General features: G+C 60.9%; 16 protein-coding genes. 11 read left to right on the top strand and 5 right to left on the bottom strand.

Going from position 1 to position 15,785, the window contains the following annotated elements:
• Positions 1–145 precede the first annotated feature (145 nt).
• Entirely contained in the window at positions 146–838 is a 693-nt protein-coding gene (locus CR159_RS16325; protein WP_102075025.1) for a response regulator transcription factor, read from the top strand.
• Positions 839–853: 15 nt separating this feature from the next.
• Here CR159_RS16325 and ertE read toward each other — a convergent pair whose 3' ends face one another.
• Positions 854–2,125 (bottom strand): N-carbamyl-l-glutamate amidohydrolase ErtE, encoded by a 1,272-nt coding sequence (gene ertE / locus CR159_RS16320; protein ID WP_102075040.1) that lies wholly within the window; start codon positions 2,123–2,125, stop codon positions 854–856.
• Positions 2,126–2,165: 40 nt separating this feature from the next.
• Positions 2,166–3,479: a 30S ribosomal protein S12 methylthiotransferase RimO gene (gene rimO, locus CR159_RS16315; protein ID WP_102075024.1), complete on the bottom strand. Its 1,314-nt coding sequence runs from the start codon at positions 3,477–3,479 to the stop codon at positions 2,166–2,168.
• A 104-nt stretch (positions 3,480–3,583) separates the two neighbouring features.
• Here rimO and rsmB point away from each other — a divergent pair, with 104 nt between their 5' ends.
• From rsmB to CR159_RS16295, 4 genes are read left to right on the top strand one after another with little or no spacing between them, the layout of a single operon-like run.
• A complete protein-coding gene (gene rsmB / locus CR159_RS16310) occupies positions 3,584–4,942 on the top strand; it encodes a 16S rRNA (cytosine(967)-C(5))-methyltransferase RsmB (protein WP_102075023.1) in 1,359 nt (452 codons plus the stop codon).
• A gap of 51 nt (positions 4,943–4,993) precedes the next feature.
• On the top strand, positions 4,994–5,569 hold the full coding sequence (locus CR159_RS16305) for a DUF4390 domain-containing protein (RefSeq protein ID WP_102075022.1): 576 nt from the start codon (positions 4,994–4,996) through the stop codon (positions 5,567–5,569).
• Entirely contained in the window at positions 5,521–7,914 is a 2,394-nt protein-coding gene (locus tag CR159_RS16300; RefSeq protein WP_102075021.1) for a sensor histidine kinase, read from the top strand. The genes CR159_RS16305 and CR159_RS16300 overlap by 49 nt, the downstream gene beginning before the upstream one ends.
• A 6-nt stretch (positions 7,915–7,920) precedes the next feature.
• Positions 7,921–8,619: a response regulator gene (locus CR159_RS16295; protein WP_102075020.1), complete on the top strand. Its 699-nt coding sequence runs from the start codon at positions 7,921–7,923 to the stop codon at positions 8,617–8,619.
• Between the two features lie 76 nt (positions 8,620–8,695).
• Here the strand turns inward: CR159_RS16295 and CR159_RS16290 are convergent, their stop codons facing one another.
• Complete coding sequence (locus CR159_RS16290) at positions 8,696–9,670, bottom strand: methyltransferase domain-containing protein (RefSeq protein WP_102075019.1); 975 nt, start codon at positions 9,668–9,670, stop codon at positions 8,696–8,698.
• A gap of 105 nt (positions 9,671–9,775) precedes the next feature.
• Between CR159_RS16290 and CR159_RS21940 the strand changes: the two genes are divergently transcribed.
• Complete coding sequence (locus CR159_RS21940; protein WP_233208359.1) at positions 9,776–10,570, top strand: ComF family protein; 795 nt, start codon at positions 9,776–9,778, stop codon at positions 10,568–10,570.
• Here CR159_RS21940 and CR159_RS16280 read toward each other — a convergent pair.
• A complete protein-coding gene (locus tag CR159_RS16280; protein ID WP_102075018.1) occupies positions 10,540–11,484 on the bottom strand; it encodes a LysR substrate-binding domain-containing protein in 945 nt (314 codons plus the stop codon). The two genes, CR159_RS21940 and CR159_RS16280, sit on opposite strands and share 31 nt — an antisense overlap.
• Positions 11,485–11,662: 178 nt before the next feature.
• Here CR159_RS16280 and CR159_RS16275 point away from each other — a divergent pair, with 178 nt between their 5' ends.
• From CR159_RS16275 to CR159_RS16265, 3 genes are all read left to right on the top strand, one after another.
• Positions 11,663–12,643, top strand: coding sequence for a Bug family tripartite tricarboxylate transporter substrate binding protein (locus CR159_RS16275; protein WP_102075017.1), 981 nt, complete (start codon positions 11,663–11,665; stop codon positions 12,641–12,643).
• A gap of 66 nt (positions 12,644–12,709) precedes the next feature.
• Positions 12,710–13,528 carry an N-formylglutamate amidohydrolase gene (locus CR159_RS16270; protein WP_233208358.1) on the top strand — a complete coding sequence of 273 codons (819 nt, stop codon included), beginning with the start codon at positions 12,710–12,712 and terminating at the stop codon, positions 13,526–13,528.
• Positions 13,529–13,552: 24 nt separating this feature from the next.
• Positions 13,553–14,023 carry a tRNA (cytidine(34)-2'-O)-methyltransferase gene (locus CR159_RS16265; RefSeq protein WP_102075015.1) on the top strand — a complete coding sequence of 157 codons (471 nt, stop codon included), beginning with the start codon at positions 13,553–13,555 and terminating at the stop codon, positions 14,021–14,023.
• On the opposite strand, the gene CR159_RS16260 is transcribed toward CR159_RS16265, so the two are convergent.
• Complete coding sequence (locus CR159_RS16260; RefSeq protein WP_255398914.1) at positions 14,020–14,265, bottom strand: CcdB family protein; 246 nt, start codon at positions 14,263–14,265, stop codon at positions 14,020–14,022. The genes CR159_RS16265 and CR159_RS16260 overlap by 4 nt on opposite strands.
• Before the next feature lie 554 nt (positions 14,266–14,819).
• On the opposite strand from CR159_RS16260, the gene CR159_RS16255 reads away from it, so the two are divergent.
• Together CR159_RS16255 and CR159_RS16250 are read left to right on the top strand one after the other, a co-directional pair.
• A complete protein-coding gene (locus tag CR159_RS16255) occupies positions 14,820–15,125 on the top strand; it encodes a BrnT family toxin (protein WP_102075013.1) in 306 nt (101 codons plus the stop codon).
• Positions 15,106–15,414, top strand: a complete 309-nt coding sequence (locus CR159_RS16250; protein WP_102075012.1) for a BrnA antitoxin family protein — start codon at positions 15,106–15,108, stop codon at positions 15,412–15,414. The genes CR159_RS16255 and CR159_RS16250 overlap by 20 nt, the downstream gene beginning before the upstream one ends.
• Positions 15,415–15,785: the final 371 nt, after the last annotated feature.

Genomic DNA, 15,785 nt, shown 5'->3' with positions numbered 1-15,785 from the left:
CTTTGGCGAGATGGACGGTTGTGTGAGAACTCCCATCCTACCAAGCCTTGGGACGGCCCGCCCTCCTGTTTAATCAGTCACTTGGCCGTACGACCTCAACTTCTCGGGCGCTAAGTAAGTACCATTCGTGTTAGAGCGGAATGTCATGTTGCGCACAGGAATTGTGCAATTGCTCTCGCACGTGTTACCCGATACCACCATCGAGGGGTATGGCTATGCGACGCTGGATCAGCCGCCCGATCAAAGCAAGCAAGGCGGTCTTGTGCTGCTGTCCATACCCTCGCCCGAAAGGCGTGATTCGCTTATCCAGGCCAGTGAACGCGCTTTTTCGCCTAAAGGCATTATCCTGATGCTGGATGGCGAACCGACACCAGCCCTGAACCACGCCTTGCCGCCCATTGTCGGCGGCTTCGTCGATAAGGCGGCGGCCCCCGAGGTTTTTATGGCTTGTATTGAGCTTATCCTGGCGGGAGGAAGGTCTTCGCCCTGGATGTTGGACCCCGAGCCAACGCCGGCATTAGCATGCGCGCCGGCACCAGCGTCATTGTCATTGCCGGCTCCGGCTCTGCCCGAAGTCACACTCGAAGCGGTGCGCAACGAGTCGTCGCTGCTGGGGCTTACGCCGCGGCAATACGAGGTCTTGGTGCTGTTGGCTCGCGGCGAGGCCTTGAAGACCATAGCGCGCCGCCTGAATATTTCGGTGGCAACGACCAAGGCGCATACGGAAGGCTTGTATCAACGCCTGGACGTCCATAACCGGAACGCCGCCGTCTATGTGGCAAGGTCGCGGGGGGCCGGGCTGGGATGGACGCCTCCGCAGGGTTCTCTCGAGCTGTAATCTTCGACGAAACGATCAGTCCACCGCCAGACTGCGGTCCAGCGCCATCACGGTTTCATACAGTACGCGCGTGCCGTCCAGCAGTTGCTGAGGCTCGATCCATTCCTCAGGACAGTGGCTGCGGCCTTTTAGGCAGGGTATGAAGATCATTCCCATGGGGCCCGACTTGGCAAGGTAGACGGCATCGTGGCCGGCACCGCTGGGCATGCGCATGGACGCATAGCCCAGTGCCCGGGCCGCGCCTTCGATCAGGTCCACCATGAAGGGCGTGCAGTCGGTCGGCAGGGAATTGCTGAGCTGCGTGCAGGCCAACTGCAGGCCCAGGGATTCAACGCTGGCGCGCACCTCCGACATGACGTCTTCCGCAAAGGTCTCCAGGACGGCCGGACTGTCGCTGCGCACTTCCAGCATCATTTCAACATGACCAGGCACGGCGTTGGACGCATTCGGCGTAAGAAGCAGGTGTCCGATCGTCGCCACGACATAGTGCGGGCCGTCCAGCATGCGGCGCGCATGGCCATTGACGGCTTCAATAATGCGGGCCGCACCCACCAGGGCATCGCGGCGGATGTCCATGGGGGTAGTGCCGGCATGGTCGGGCTGGCCGTCGACCACGACCTTGAAACGCCGGATGCCCACGATATTCGTGGCGATGCCGATAGGCAAGTTGTTGGTTTCCAGCACCGGCCCCTGCTCGATGTGCAGTTCGACGAACGCCGCCGTGCTGCCGGCGGGGCGCAAGGGCATGGACAGCGCCCCGGGCTTGCCGCCTATGCGCGCTATGCCGGTGGCCAGCGTTTCACCCGCCTGGTCACGCTCATTAAGCATGGCGTCGTCCAGTAGGCCGGCCAGCGCACGGCTGCCGACGCAGGAAATTCCGTAGTCGCTGGGCTCCTCGGACAGGAAGTCGATGACTTCGAAGGGGTGCTCAAGGGTGATGCCTTGTTCATGCAGCGCGTGCGCCACTTCGATGCCGGCGAGCACGCCTATGATGCCGTCGAAACGCCCGCCGCTCATGACGGTATCGCAGTGTGACCCCGTAACGATGGGCTTGGCGCCGGGGTTGCGGCCTTCGCGCCGTCCGACCAGGTTGCCGGCGGCATCCAGGTGAACCGTCAGTCCCGCGGCCTCGAATTCCGCCCTGAGCCAGGCGCGGCCTTGCAGGAACAGGTCGGAAAATGCACGGCGTGTCCAGGGTTGGCCGGGAACGGTGTATTGGGCAAGGGCGTCGACGCGATCCCACAGGCGCGTGGGATTGAGCGCGGGCATGGTTTTGGCAGTTTTCATGTTTTCAAGCTTGTAGGGCGATGCCACATTGCACTGCCGCTCAGGCTTCGGCGTACAGGTCGTATTCGTCTGAATCGGTCACGCGCGCGCGCACCATGTCGCCGGGCTTGAGCACGCGCTCGCTGTCCACGAAGACGTTGCCGTCGATCTCCGGCGCGTCGGCGCTGGATCGGCCGATGGCGCCGTCTTCATTGACTTCATCGATCAGTACGTCGATGTCGCGGCCGACTTTCTGTGCCAGGCGCGCCGTGGAAATGGCCTGCTGGTGCGCCATGAAGCGGTCCCAGCGTTCCTGCTTGACTTCATCGGGCACGTGATCGGCCAGGTCGTTGGCCCGAGCGCCCTGCACGGGTGAATACTGGAAGCAGCCGACGCGGTCCAGCTGGGCCTCGGTCATCCAGTCCAGCAGGTACTGGAAGTCTTCCTCGGTTTCACCGGGGAAACCGACGATGAAGGTCGAGCGCAGGGTAAGGTCGGGACAGGCCTCGCGCCAGCGCTTGATGCGCGCCATGGTGCGGTCTTCGAAGGCCGGGCGCTTCATCAGCTTGAGAATCTTGGGGCTGGCGTGCTGGAAGGGGATGTCCAGGTAAGGCAAAATTTTGCCGTCGGCCATTAGGGGAATGATTTCATCCACGTGCGGATAGGGGTAGACGTAGTGCAGCCGCGTCCATACGCCGAATTCCGAGAGCGCCTCGCTGAGTTGCGTCATGTGGGTCTTGATGGGACGGCCGTTCCAGAAGCCGCTGCGGAACTTGACGTCCACGCCATAGGCACTGGTGTCCTGGGAGATGACCAGCAATTCCTTGACGCCGGCCTTGACCAGGCGCTCGGCTTCGCCCATGACGTCGCCGATCGGGCGGCTGACCAGGTCGCCGCGCATGGAGGGAATGATACAGAAGCTGCAGCGGTGATTGCAGCCTTCGGATATTTTCAGGTAGGCATAGTGGCGCGGGGTCAGCTTGATGCCCTGGGGCGGCACCAGGTCGATATAGGGGTCGTGATTGAGATTCGGCGGCGCGGCTTCGTGCACGGCGCGAACCACTTGTTCGTATTGCTGCGGGCCGGTTACCGACAGCACCGCAGGATGGATTTCGCGGATCAGCGATTCGTCGACACCCATGCAGCCGGTAACGATGACCTTGCCGTTCTCGGCAATGGCCTCGCCGATGGCGTCCAGCGATTCGGCCTTGGCGCTGTCGATGAAGCCACAGGTGTTGACCACCACGACGTCGGCATTGTCGTAATCGGGCGTGATGACATAGCCTTCAGTGCGCAGTTGAGTCAGGATGCGCTCGGAGTCAACCAGCGCTTTGGGGCATCCCAGACTGACAAAGCCGACTTTTGGGGAACTCATGTATGTATAACCTCGTTGAGCCGCAGGCTCGATAAAGAGAAAAAGATGACCGTTAGCCAATTGATGATAAAGTCGAGAGCAAATCCTGTTTAGGTCTTTGCCCGGTGACCGATATTCCTTCCAAGCCCCCTCGTAACTCCGTAACCTTGTCCGACACCATCCTGGCCAGCGCGCAAAATGTGCAAGCCGTGCTGGCGGGCGCATCGTTGACCGATAGCCTTGCGGCTACTCCTGCGCCGTTGCGCGCTGCCAGCCAGGCCATCGCGTTTCATGTAATGCGCCGACTGGGCCTGGTGCGTGAAATAAAGCAGCTGCTGGTGCAGCGCACGCCGCCCAATGCCTTGTTCGACGCCGTGCTGCTGGTGTCGCTGGCATTGCTGGATGCCGCGGTGGAATTTGCCGACGATGCGTCGCCCGACCACGTTGCGCGCCGCGATGTACCCGTGTACGCCGTGCATACGGTGGTGGACCAGGCGGTAAATGCCGTGGCCGGCCAACGCAAGCTGCAGTCCTATAAAGGCTTGCTTAATGCGACGCTTAGGGGCTTTATCCGGGAAAGAAATGCTATTTTAGCCCAGGCCAGGCAAAACCCGGTAGCGGTTTTCAATCATCCCAAGTGGTGGATCACCCAGGTGCGCCGTGCTTACCCGGCGCAATGGCAGGAATTGTTATCGGCCGCCAACCGTCCTGGCCCTATGACGCTGCGGGTGAATGCCAGGCGTTCGTCGGTGGAAAAGATGCTGGCCGAACTCGATGCGGCAGGCATACAGGCCATGTCACCTGCCCCGGGGGCGATTGTTCTTTCTACGCCACGCCCGGTCCAGTCGGTGCCGGGTTTCGAACAAGGCTGGTGGTCGGTGCAAGACCTCGCCGCCCAGCAGGCCGCGCAGTTGCTGCCGGTTGAGCCCGGCATGCGGGTTCTGGACGCCTGTGCCGCCCCGGGCGGCAAGATGGCCCATTTGCTGGAGCTCGCCGACATTGAGCTGCTGGCGCTGGACTCCGATGCCATGCGCCTGGAGCGGGTCGAGCAGAATCTTCATCGCCTGGGGCTGGGCGGCGCCAATGTTACGATGCGCTGTGCCGACGCCATGGACGTGAATGCGTGGTGGGACGGGCGTCATTTCGATGCGGTATTGGCCGATGTGCCCTGCACGGCATCCGGTGTCGTGCGCCGCCATCCAGATATCCGTTGGTTGCGCCGCGATACCGACATTGCCAAGACTGCTGCCCTGCAGGCCGGCATCGTGGATGCCTTGTGGCAAACAGTGAAGCCGGGCGGGCATCTGCTATATGCAACGTGTTCCATCTTTCCTCAAGAAGGCGAACAGCAGGCGGCGCAATTCATGGCGCGCCACGCTGACGCCGTCCGCAAACCCGCGCCGGGACAATTGCTGCCTTTGGCGAGTGATCCATTACTGTCGTCCGACGGTTTCTTCTATGCCTTGTTTGCCAAGAAAGCATGAGTCGTCAAAAATAACGGATAGATTTTCCTTATAGGGTATCGCTGAGTGGTAATGCTACGACTCTTGCTGTCTGTGTTCCTGTGCGTGTCGCTGGTCGCGTTCGTCGATGCCGGCGCACAGCCGGAAGCCGAACGCGTGGTGCGCGTGGAGCCTGTCGTGCGCGACGGCAAGCTGTATATCGACGCCGATATCGACTTTGCCGTCAGTGGCGACTTGCGCAATGCCGCGCAAAAGGGCGTTCCCATTTATTTCACCGCCGACCTGGAAGTCGTGTCCAAGCGCTGGTGGTGGTTCGACAAGACGGTGATCAGCGAGCAAAAGACCTGGCGCGTGGTCTACAACGCCCTGACCCGCCAGTGGCGCGTGGGGTCGGGCGATTTGTCATTGCCCGAATCATCGCTGGACGATGCCTTGTCGCTGCTGCGCAATATACGCGGCTGGGACGTGGCCGATATTAAAGACCTGGAAACCGATGAACTCTACGAAGGACGACTGCGCTTGCGTCTGAACACCTCGCTGCTGGCACGGCCATTTCAGGTCGATGCCTTTAACAGCAGTGCATGGTCTCTTGCTACCCCATGGAAAAATTTCACTTTTTCAATCTCGCTCGACGAGCCCCGGCCTTAGTTCGCTGGGGCTTGCGGCTGGCTTTGTTCGTTGCTGCATGCAGCGCGCTGGCTTTGCTCGCCCTGCTGGTGTGGTCAACCGGCAATGCGTCGCGGTATGCCCAGCAGTACGAGGCCTTGTTGATACTCAACGGCATACTGGCCGTTGCGCTGATTTCCTGGGTGGCCATATTGGCCGCGCGCCTGCTGCGCCAGATACGTAGGCGCCAATTCGGTGCACGCCTGACCGCCCGTTTTGCCTTGTATTTCACGCTGATCGGAATCTTGCCGGGCGCCTTCATTTACGTGCTGTCCGTGCAATTCATGTCCAAGTCCATCGAGTCCTGGTTCAATGTGCGCGTCGACAGTGCGCTGGAGGCCGGACTTAACCTGGGACGGGCTGCGCTCGATTCGCAGCTTGCCGACCTTAATTCGCGCGCCAGGGATATGGCGACCCGGCTGGGCAGCGGCAGCGATGCCGATATGGCCATGGCCATCACCCGCCTGCGCGAGAGTAGCGACGTGTCCGAGGCGCTGGTGTTTACCGGCAATGGCCGGCTGGTGGCGTTTTCATCGGCTGCCTACGGACAGTTGCTGCCTGATCTGCCGCCATCCAGCGTGATGAACCAGTTGCGGGTTTCGCGGGGCTATTCGGCCGCCGAAGCCGATGAGGTCCCCGCCAGCGGTGCTGATCCCGATGTGCCGGACGAGGCCGGCCTGCACTTGCGGGTGGTCACGCCCATCGTCACGCCGGACCGTCTGACAACCACGCTGGGCGTGGCGTCCGACACGCGCTGGCTGCAGGTCATACAGCCGGTGCCCGACCAGATAGCGCGCAATGCCAACCAGGTGCAGCAGGGCTTTCGCGATTACCAGGAGCTGGCGCTGTCGCGCCTGGGACTGCGCAAGTTGTACGGCATCACGCTGACCCTGGCCTTGATCTTCGCGGTGTTCGCGGCGGTTGCCGTGGCGCTGGCCGTGTCCAGGCGGCTGGTGCGGCCTTTGCTGACGTTGGCCGCCGGTACGCAGGCGGTGGGGGTGGGCGACTACCGGCCATTGCCTGAGCCGCCCGAGAAAGACGAGATCGGACAGCTGACGCGATCGTTCAACGCCATGACGCGTCAGTTGGATGAGGCGCGGCATATGGTCGAGAATAACCGCCAGCAGCTTGAGCGATCCAATGTGTATTTGGAATCGGTGCTCAGCAATCTTTCGTCGGGCGTGCTGGTGTTTGATGAGATGTTCCGCGTGACCATGTTCAATCAGGGCGCGCAAAGCATACTCCGTGTCGATCTGCGCTCGGTGAAAGGCCGGCCGCTGGAGACCGTGGACGGCGCTTTCGCCTTGTCTCAGCTGATACGCCAGGCCTTTGCCGCGCACACTGCGGTGGGCTCGGAGAAGCTGTACTGGCAGCAGCAGTTCGAGCTTGAGCTGGAAGCGGCCGCCGACAATGAAACCAAGAAGCACATCGTGACCTTGCTGGCGCGCGGCACGCATTTGAGCGTGGACGGGCGGGGCAACGGCTACCTGGTGGTGTTTGACGACATCAGCGAAGTGATCTCGGCCAATCGTACTGTGGCGTGGGGCGAGGTCGCCCGAAGGCTGGCGCACGAAATCAAGAATCCGCTGACGCCCATACAATTGTCGGCCGAGCGCCTGGCCATGAAACTGGGCGGGCGCCTGAACGACGCCGATGCGGCTATCCTGACGCGGTCCACGAATACAATCGTGAACCAGGTGGCATCGCTCAAGAAGATGGTCGATGATTTTCGCGAGTATGCGCGTACGCCGCCGGCGCAGATGCAGCATATCAACATCAATGGCTTGATCGGCGAAGTGCTGGGCCTGTATGGCTGGGATCCCGCCGGGGGAGCGGTTCGCGAAGACGGTGCCAGCGTGCCCATTGCCGTGGATTTCGATGCCGAGGTGCCGGAGATCGAAGGCGACGTGACCCAGTTGCGCCAGGTCATTCATAACTTGCTGGCGAATGCGCGCGATGCGGCCCTTCAGGACCATGCACTTGCCGACGCGCGCATTTATGTGCAGACTAGGTTGACCAAGACCAAAAGCGACGATGGGCCCGAGCATTTGGCAGTGCGCCTTACGGTGTCCGATAATGGTTCTGGGTTTGCACCGCAAGTGCTGGCACGTGTGTTCGAGCCTTATGTCACCACCAAGGCGGCGGGTACAGGTCTAGGGCTTGCTATAGTTAAGAAGATCATCGAGGAGCACGGCGGCCGAATCGATATTTCGAACCGCCGTGAAGGGGGAGCTCGCATTTCCATCCTCTTGACGCGCCTTGTCGATGCTGCGTCGCTGGACGTAGCTACGCAAGGGAACGATAATGCGAAAAAAATAGGTAGGTGACGCTTTATGGCCAGAATCCTGGTTGTTGACGACGAAATTGGTATCCGTGAGCTCTTGTCCGAGATTCTTTACGATGAAGGACACACAATAGAGCTTGCCGAAAACGCCGCGCAGGCGCGGGCGGCGCGCTTGCGTGCTCGGCCTGATCTGGTCTTGCTGGATATCTGGATGCCCGACACCGATGGTGTCAGCTTGCTGAAGGAATGGAGCTCGCAGGGCCTGCTCGATATGCCGGTGATCATGATGAGCGGGCACGCCACGGTGGATACCGCGGTCGAGGCAACACGCATCGGCGCGGTGGATTTTCTTGAAAAACCTATTACGCTGCAAAAGCTGCTGAAAACGGTGGCGGCAGGCCTGGCCCGGCCGGTGTTAAGGGCATCGCACGCCATTAACGCGCGGGTGCCTGCCGAACGCCATGCGTTCGAGCAGAACCAGCCATTGGTCACAAGCAGTCCGGTCATGGCGGTTCCCGAGGTTGTGCCCGACCAGAACAATTCGCTATTGGGCAGCATCTCGCTGGACCAGCCTTTGCGCGATGCGCGCGACGAATTCGAACGCATCTATTTCGAATATCACCTGGGCCGCGAAAACCACAGCATGACGCGCGTGTCCGAGAAAACCGGCCTGGAGCGCACGCACTTGTATCGCAAGCTCAAGCAGCTGGGTATCGAGTCGTCGCGCAAGAAGAACCTGGCCTCCTGACCGCCGGGACGAACGGCCCGCGTAGGCGGGGCGTTCTTACGTAGGCAAGGCGTTCTTATTATTATGGGCGTTCTGATTATTCGTCTATTTTTCGGGGCCTGACCGTAGGCCCCGGTTTGTCGCCGGCGCGCTCCGTCGAGGCCTTGCCTGGCGAAGCCTTGCCTATGGACGCCACCGAGATTCGGGTTTCACCGAGCTTGCCGCGCATGCTGGCCGAGCGCCACGCATGGCCGTAGGCCACTTCCATGGTCAGGTGGATGGTGCCGTCGAGCTGGCGCTGGTTTTCGAGCGCGTCCAGCAGCCTTTGCTTCCATTGCTTCCCCGACAGGCCGCGCTTGCGGTCCAGGCTGGGGTTGCCGCCCAACGCCTGGATGTCTTCCAGCAGCTTTTCCGGCGTGCGATAGGTGAGCGTGAGGATTTCCTGGTCCATAACCGGGTCGGAAAAGCCCCGTTCGACCAGCAGGTCGCCAAAGTCGTGCATGTCGACATACTGCGGTGTGGTGGTGAGCAGGTCGGCGTCGACGATGGCGCGGCGCAATTCGGCCAGGGAGCCGGGACCCAGGCAGGAAAACATGGCCAGGGCGCCGGGCTTAAGAATGCGTCGCCATTCGCTGAGTACCTGGTGGGGTTCGGGGTGCCAGTGCAGCGCCATGTTGGACCAGACCAGGTCCAGGCTTTCGGCGGGCAGGCCGGATTCGGCCATGTCGGCCTTGATGAATTCCACCGGTAACGTCGGCTTGTTGCGCAGCTTGTGCCAGAAACCGGGCTTGGCCTGGTAGCGTTGACGCGCGGCCTCGAGCAAGGGGGCGCAACTGTCCAGGCCCTTGTAGTTCATTTCGGGATAGCGGCCGCGCAAGGGTTCCACAGCATGGCCAGCGCCGCAGCCGGCGTCGAGCACGAAGACGGGTTGTATCCGTATATAGCTCAGGCGCTGCAGCATCCGTTGTGCAATTTCGCCGTACAGGAATTGGGCGGTATCAAGCGGACTGCGCCGGGCGAACTGCTGGCTGACATGGTTCGGGCTTACGCGCAGTGAAGGAGGCTGTGACATTTATCGGCAAAGGTATGGAATGGGAGGCTGGAACGTGCTGAGATAGCGTCAGGGCCGCCACGGCGATATGCGCCAGGCGCGACCGATTTGCATCAGGGATCTATTATGGCCGATCTATTCGTGCCGTGCGAGTCTGGGCAGGCTCGCCGTGGGGGTATGCGTCGCCGGCTTTACCTGGCCGGCCGGGCATGCCTGGCGCGCATCCCCAGCGCTTGCGGCTTGTGCCAGGGCGACGCACGCGGCGGCTCGCTGTGTCGGTTCTGCATGGCCGCGGTATTGCGTTCAATAAATGCCAACACAGCGCGCTGCCCAGTGTGCTTCCTGGCCCTGGCGGACCCGGCCTGTTGCGCCGATTGCAGCGGGCGGGCGCCGGCGTTTGATCGCATCATTGCCGCCTTCGATTACGCGCCGCCCGGCGACTTGCTGATTCACAACCTGAAAGCGGGTCGGCGCTTTACCAGTGCCGCCATGCTGGTGGGCTTGTTGGCCCAGACGGTCCGCACGGCGGCGCCTGCCTTGCCTGCAAACGCCATACTGGTGCCGGTGCCCGCCAGCAAGGCATCCATACTGGCGCGGGGCTTCAACCCGGCGGCCGAAATTGCCCGGGGCCTGGCCAGTGAGCTGAATATGGCGTGCCGGCCGGGCTTGCTGCGACGCGCTCGGGAAGGAGGACGCCAGACGCATCTGACCCGCCGTGAACGGGCCGGCAGTGTGCAGCACTTGTATGACTGCCCCTCGCGTGTCGACGGTGCAGTCATTGCCGTGGTCGACGACGTGCTGACCACCGGCAGCACGCTGCATCGCATTGCGCAGCAATTCAAGTCGGCGGGGGCGGCGGCTGTGTATGGCCTGGTCGTGGCGCGCACGCCTTATTCGGGCGCGGGCAAGCCAGGGCTATGATGCATCGAGGCCAGGCGCATGCGTGCCTGGTTTTCCAGGCCCTGCTCGCGCAGCCAGGCACGGAATACCTGTAATTCGGGCAGTTCGGCGCGATCAGGCGGGTAGCACAGGTAGTAGCCCTGGCGGTCCAGGATCGCCATGTCATAGACCTGTTCCAGCTTGCCGCTGCGCAGCTCCTCCTCGATAAGGCAGGCGGGGATCAACGCCACGCCCAGGCCGGCAATGGCGGCTTCGGTCAATAGCGAGAACTGGTCGAAGCTGGGGCCCGTATTCAATTGCTTGGGATGGGCCGCCACTGCATGCATCCAGTCATGCCAGGCATGCGGCGCCGATACGTGCTGCAGCAGCGGCAGGGCGGCGAGCTGTTCGGGGCTGGCCACCGGCAGGGAAAATACCCCGGGCTTGGCCACCGGCACGATGGCCCTGCCTACGACATAGTCGGCCTGGCAGTCCGGCCAGACGCCGTCGCCAAAGCGCATGGAGGCATCGACTTGCGGCGTGGAAAAGTCATAGCCGTATCGGTGGGGCAGGAAGGTAAGGTTGATCTCGGGCCAGTGTTGGAAGAAGTCGGGCAGCTTGGGTATGAGCCATTTCGCGCCCAGGGTGGGCATGCAGGTGATGCGCAGTTCACCGCCCTTGACCGGGGGCGCCATGGCTTCCAGGCTGGCGGCTTCGATGCGGCTGAGCGCCGGTGCGATCTCCTGCAAGTAGCGCTGGCCGGCGGCGGTGAGTTCAAGGCCGTAGCGTTGCCGTTGGAATAGCTCGATCGTCAGGAAGGTTTCCAGTTGCTTGATCTGCTTGCTGACCGCGCCCTGGCTGATATGCAGCGATTGCGCCGCGCGGGTAAGGCTGCCGTGGGTTGCAACGGCCTCGAAGGCTTGCAAGGCAACCAGTGAGGGGCAGTGGCGGCGCAAAGAAGATCCTTGTCATGGACAGTGAAAGCAGCGTGGTTCCAGGTATTCCTACCTGGAATATGATACTCACTTTCTTTCGCTTGTGCCATTGTTACGTCGCTGCAACAATACCTACGAACTAAAATCGGTCCATGCGGCGTCATCGACGATCCGTTTTACCCACAGGAGCTACATCCCCATGCGACACCAGAAACGTATTCTCGGCCTTATGATCGGCGCACTGGCAATTATGCCCATGGTTGCATCCGCCCAGGCCGAGAGCTATCCCAGCCGCCCCATCGCCCTGATCATTCCATTTCCCGCAGGCGGCACCACCGACGTCGTGGGCCGTATCGTGGCTGAACGCCTGACTGCTGAACTGGGCCAGACCGTTATCGCGGAAAACCGTGGCGGCGCAGGCGGCTCGATCGGCAGCAATGCCATCGCCAAGGCCAAGCCGGATGGCTACACGCTGGGCATTGCCACGGTCAGCACGCACGGCATCAATCCCGCTGTCTACAAGCAGCTGCCCTTCGATGCCAAGAAAGACTTCACCCCCATCACCAACGTTGCCGCCGTTCCTAACGTCATGACGGTAAACCCGAAGGTCAAGGCCCAGAACATGCAAGAGTTCGTGGCATTGGCCAAGTCCGAGCCAGGTGCGCTCAGCTACGCATCGGCCGGCCACGGCTCGGTGGCCAACATGATGGGTGAACTGTTCAAGATGGCCTCCAAGACAGACCTGCTGCACGTGCCATATCGTGGATCAGGCCCGGCGCTGACCGATACCCTGGCCGGACAAGTCGATGCTTTCTTCGACAACCTGCCCACATCGCTGCCGCACATCAAGGCCGGCAAGCTGCGTGCATTGGCTGTGGCCTGGCCGCAGCGCGTAGCCGCATTGCCAGACGTTCCCACCTTTGCCGAAGTGGGCCTTCCTGAAGTCAACGATGCATCGTGGTTCGGCCTTATCGCCCCCGCCGGCCTGCCTGCCGACATCCTGGAAAAGCTCAATGCGGCTACGGTCAAGGTCTTGAAGTCGCCTGAAGTCATTGAACGCCTTGCTTCCCTGGGCGCCGCGCCTATCGGCAACACGCCAGCCGAATACGCCAAGCAGATCTCCGATCGTATCGATCAGAGCGCCATCGTGGCCAAGCAAGCCGGCATTTCCATCGACTAACCTCTTTTTGTTGTACTTACTATGACGTTGCGCTCACACACCCATCCTCTTTCGTACCGGCTTCATATGCCGGAATCCGCACCGGCAGCATTGGTCCTGGATTCGCCGCACAGCGGCACGACTTACCCGCCGGATTTTGATTCCGCGGTGGGGGCGGGTGTGTTGCGTACCGCTGAAGACACCTGGGTCGCCGACCTGTGGGGCGATGCCCCATCGCTGGGCGTTCCCCTGATCGAGGCGCGCTTTCCGCGTGCTTATATCGACGCCAATCGCGGTGAAGAAGAAATCGACGGCTTGCTGCTGGACGCGGCGTGGCCTGAACCTGTGCCCGACTCGCCCAAGGTTCGCCTGGGCAAGGGCCTGATCTGGCGCATGCTGGACGACGGCACGCCGCTGTACGATCGCAAGCTGTCCATCAACGAAGTTCGGCACCGTATCGACGCGTGCTGGAAGCCATACCATGGCGCGGTCAAGCAAACGCTTGACGCCGTCCATGCGGCACATGGCAAAGTCTGGCACATCAACTGCCACTCCATGCCCAGCGTTGCCGGGGCCTATGCCACCGATACGCCCGGCCTGGTGCACCCCGACTTTGTTCTCGGCGACCGCGACGGCACCACCAGTGCGCCGGAATTCCGCGAATTTATCGCCGCGTGGCTGCGTGAACGCGGCTACGAGGTTGCCATCAACGCGCCCTACAAAGGCGTAGAACTCGTCCGCCGCTACGGCGACCCGGCCCATAATCGCCACAGCCTGCAGCTGGAAGTCAATCGCAAGCTGTATATGGATGAAGTCACCCTGCGGCCTACCGACGGCTACCAGGCGTTGCGCGAGCTGTTCAAGAACCTGGTCATCGACCTTCTTGCCTGGACCTCGCGTTCCTGATCCACCGGACCCATCCCGCCACGCATGTTTCATATCGTTCTCGTCTCGCCGGAAATTCCTCCGAACACCGGCAATGTGATCCGACTGGCGGCCAATACCGGCGCCAACCTGCACCTGGTGCGACCCCTGGGGTTCGAGCTGGACGACACGCGCCTGAAACGCGCCGGCCTGGATTATCACGAATGGGCCGCCATGCAGGTGCATGACAACCTGGCGCTGGCCCTGGAAAAAATAGGCGGGGCGCCGGAGCGGCGTTTCGCACTGACGACCAAAGGCGCGCAGCTGATCGGCCAAACCGTATTCCTGCCGGGCGACGTTTTCGTGTTTGGCCGGGAAACCGCCGGCATGACGCCCGAGGAAATGACGTTTTTTCCGGAAGGGCAGCGCCTGCGTCTGCCCATGATGCCGCAACAGCGCAGTCTTAATCTGTCGAATGCCGTGGCGGTTACGGTGTTCGAAGCCTGGCGACAGTCAGGGTTCGCGGGCGGCGTTTAGACGGATCGTCGGATTGGGGCCCATGCCGCGACTTTGAGGTCTTTGACGGGAACCGCAGCCATGTACTGGGTCACCATTGAGTGCTCGATGCCTTCTATATTAAACAAGGGGTTGAGCGTCTTTGCCGGCTTCAGCGCTTCGGCAAGGGGTAGCAGCGGAATCACCATACGTGTATTGAACTGGCGCATCAAGTCTGCTTGGACATTGATGAGGTACCCGGAGCCTTGATATACGTATCGCACCGACACTCATGCTTAGCGCCGACGAACAGAGGACGCTGGAACGACTTTCACGGTCGAGCACAACGAGCGTTCGCCGGGCGCTGGCTCGAACGCTATGTGCAAGGCGGCTTGCCCCACGGCCTTAAGCCGCAAAAGGGTAGAGGCCTTCAAGGTCTTGCGTGATCTGCAATTTATCCAGAAACTGGCAGCTCTGCTGCCATTGATGATTATCTCGCCCATCACAATGGAAATCACAGGCCATTTATCTGGACCGCCAAGGCCCGCGATATCTTTCAAAAGGTCATTCGTCCCAACTGCCGCTTAAGTTTCAAACAGAATGAAGCACTACCCTAGCTGGCCTAGCCAGTGGAGCGGGGGTCGAGTCTGTTCAGATCCTCATTTCATAAGATTGCGTCAGAGCATCGAGACAATAAAGTCCATTTACTATCAAATGGTTATAGGCCTGTTCTGCGTATGTTATGGCATCAAATCACCGTTGATAGCCACAATTCCAAGGGCGAACCGTACAGGAGTATGCCATTGCATAGCATACAATTTCGTAGTAACGTTTTTGTATGTTGATGCGCTTTGAATGGGATGCCGCGAAGGCGGTATTCAATCGGCGCAAACATGGCGTGAGCTTCGAGATGGCGATGCGAGTGTTCGCCGATCCGTTCGCGTTAACCGGACCCGAGCGCGTTCAGGACGGCGAGCAACGCTGGCAGACGCTCGGGACTGTCGATGGCTATCTTCTGCTTCTGGTCGCCCACACGGTCTCTGAGGTAAACAAGGACGGCCAGGTCATCGATATCATCCGCATTGTCTCGGCCAGAGCGGCCGATAGCAAAGAAAGGCGACGTTATGAGCAAGAAACCCGTTAAGCACGAAGTGGAACTGGCCAACCTACCGCCACTGAGCGCAAAGCAAAAGGCTGAACTGGCGGCGTTGGCGGCGCGCCGTGAAGGGGATGTCGACTACAGCGATATGCCACCTCTGTCGGCAGAATTCTGGAAAAATGCCGAACAGGGCAAGTTTTACAAGCCTACCAAAACGTCAACCACCGTGCGGATCGATTCTGATGTGCTAGCTTGGCTGCGATCGCAGGGCAAGGGCTATCAATCGCGCATCAATGCGATTTTGCGGCGGGAAATGCTGTCTTCGTTGAAGTAGCCAGCGGGCGAGCCAGCCCCGCCTTAGGTCAATCAGATCAGTCCAGCGATAATCGTGACTCATTTTGCTCGTTAATCCCATCGTGCCCACGCCATCATCGAATCCGCCGGAAAAGCTCGGTTCAAATTCTGCTTATGAATTTGACGGCTAGAACGCTTGGGTGAAAGGCGTGAAATGGAAAGTCGTATGGCCCTTGAGTCCGAATTTTCCGACCCTGACATTTGAGCGAACTACGCCTATTGACACGGAGTAGTTCGGCCTAGAGTGTGACTTGATTATTCACCAGGATCATCGCCATGGCCACGCCGCCCGCCGACTACGACAGCCCATGGAAAGAGGCGCTGGCGTTTTACTTTGCCGACTTCCTGGCC

Source organism: Pollutimonas subterranea (genome assembly GCF_002849655.1).
Classification (GTDB): domain Bacteria; phylum Pseudomonadota; class Gammaproteobacteria; order Burkholderiales; family Burkholderiaceae_B; genus Pollutimonas; species Pollutimonas subterranea.
The sequence above is the reverse complement of the archived record's forward strand: the minus strand, read 5'-3'. Positions and strand labels throughout refer to the sequence as shown.

Bases quoted from the DNA above. Each gene is read 5' to 3' on its own strand.
- CR159_RS16325 (WP_102075025.1), top strand. From the start codon at position 146: ATGTTGCGCACAGGAATTGTGCAATTGCTCTCGCACGTGTTACCCGAT.
- ertE (WP_102075040.1), bottom strand. From the start codon at position 2,125: ATGAAAACTGCCAAAACCATGCCCGCGCTCAATCCCACGCGCCTGTGG.
- rimO (WP_102075024.1), bottom strand. From the start codon at position 3,479: ATGAGTTCCCCAAAAGTCGGCTTTGTCAGTCTGGGATGCCCCAAAGCG.
- CR159_RS16305 (WP_102075022.1), top strand. From the start codon at position 4,994: ATGCTACGACTCTTGCTGTCTGTGTTCCTGTGCGTGTCGCTGGTCGCG.
- CR159_RS16300 (WP_102075021.1), top strand. From the start codon at position 5,521: ATGGAAAAATTTCACTTTTTCAATCTCGCTCGACGAGCCCCGGCCTTA.
- CR159_RS16295 (WP_102075020.1), top strand. From the start codon at position 7,921: ATGGCCAGAATCCTGGTTGTTGACGACGAAATTGGTATCCGTGAGCTC.
- CR159_RS16290 (WP_102075019.1), bottom strand. From the start codon at position 9,670: ATGTCACAGCCTCCTTCACTGCGCGTAAGCCCGAACCATGTCAGCCAG.
- CR159_RS21940 (WP_233208359.1), top strand. From the start codon at position 9,776: ATGGCCGATCTATTCGTGCCGTGCGAGTCTGGGCAGGCTCGCCGTGGG.
- CR159_RS16275 (WP_102075017.1), top strand. From the start codon at position 11,663: ATGCGACACCAGAAACGTATTCTCGGCCTTATGATCGGCGCACTGGCA.
- CR159_RS16270 (WP_233208358.1), top strand. From the start codon at position 12,710: ATGCCGGAATCCGCACCGGCAGCATTGGTCCTGGATTCGCCGCACAGC.
- CR159_RS16265 (WP_102075015.1), top strand. From the start codon at position 13,553: ATGTTTCATATCGTTCTCGTCTCGCCGGAAATTCCTCCGAACACCGGC.
- CR159_RS16255 (WP_102075013.1), top strand. From the start codon at position 14,820: ATGTTGATGCGCTTTGAATGGGATGCCGCGAAGGCGGTATTCAATCGG.
- CR159_RS16250 (WP_102075012.1), top strand. From the start codon at position 15,106: ATGAGCAAGAAACCCGTTAAGCACGAAGTGGAACTGGCCAACCTACCG.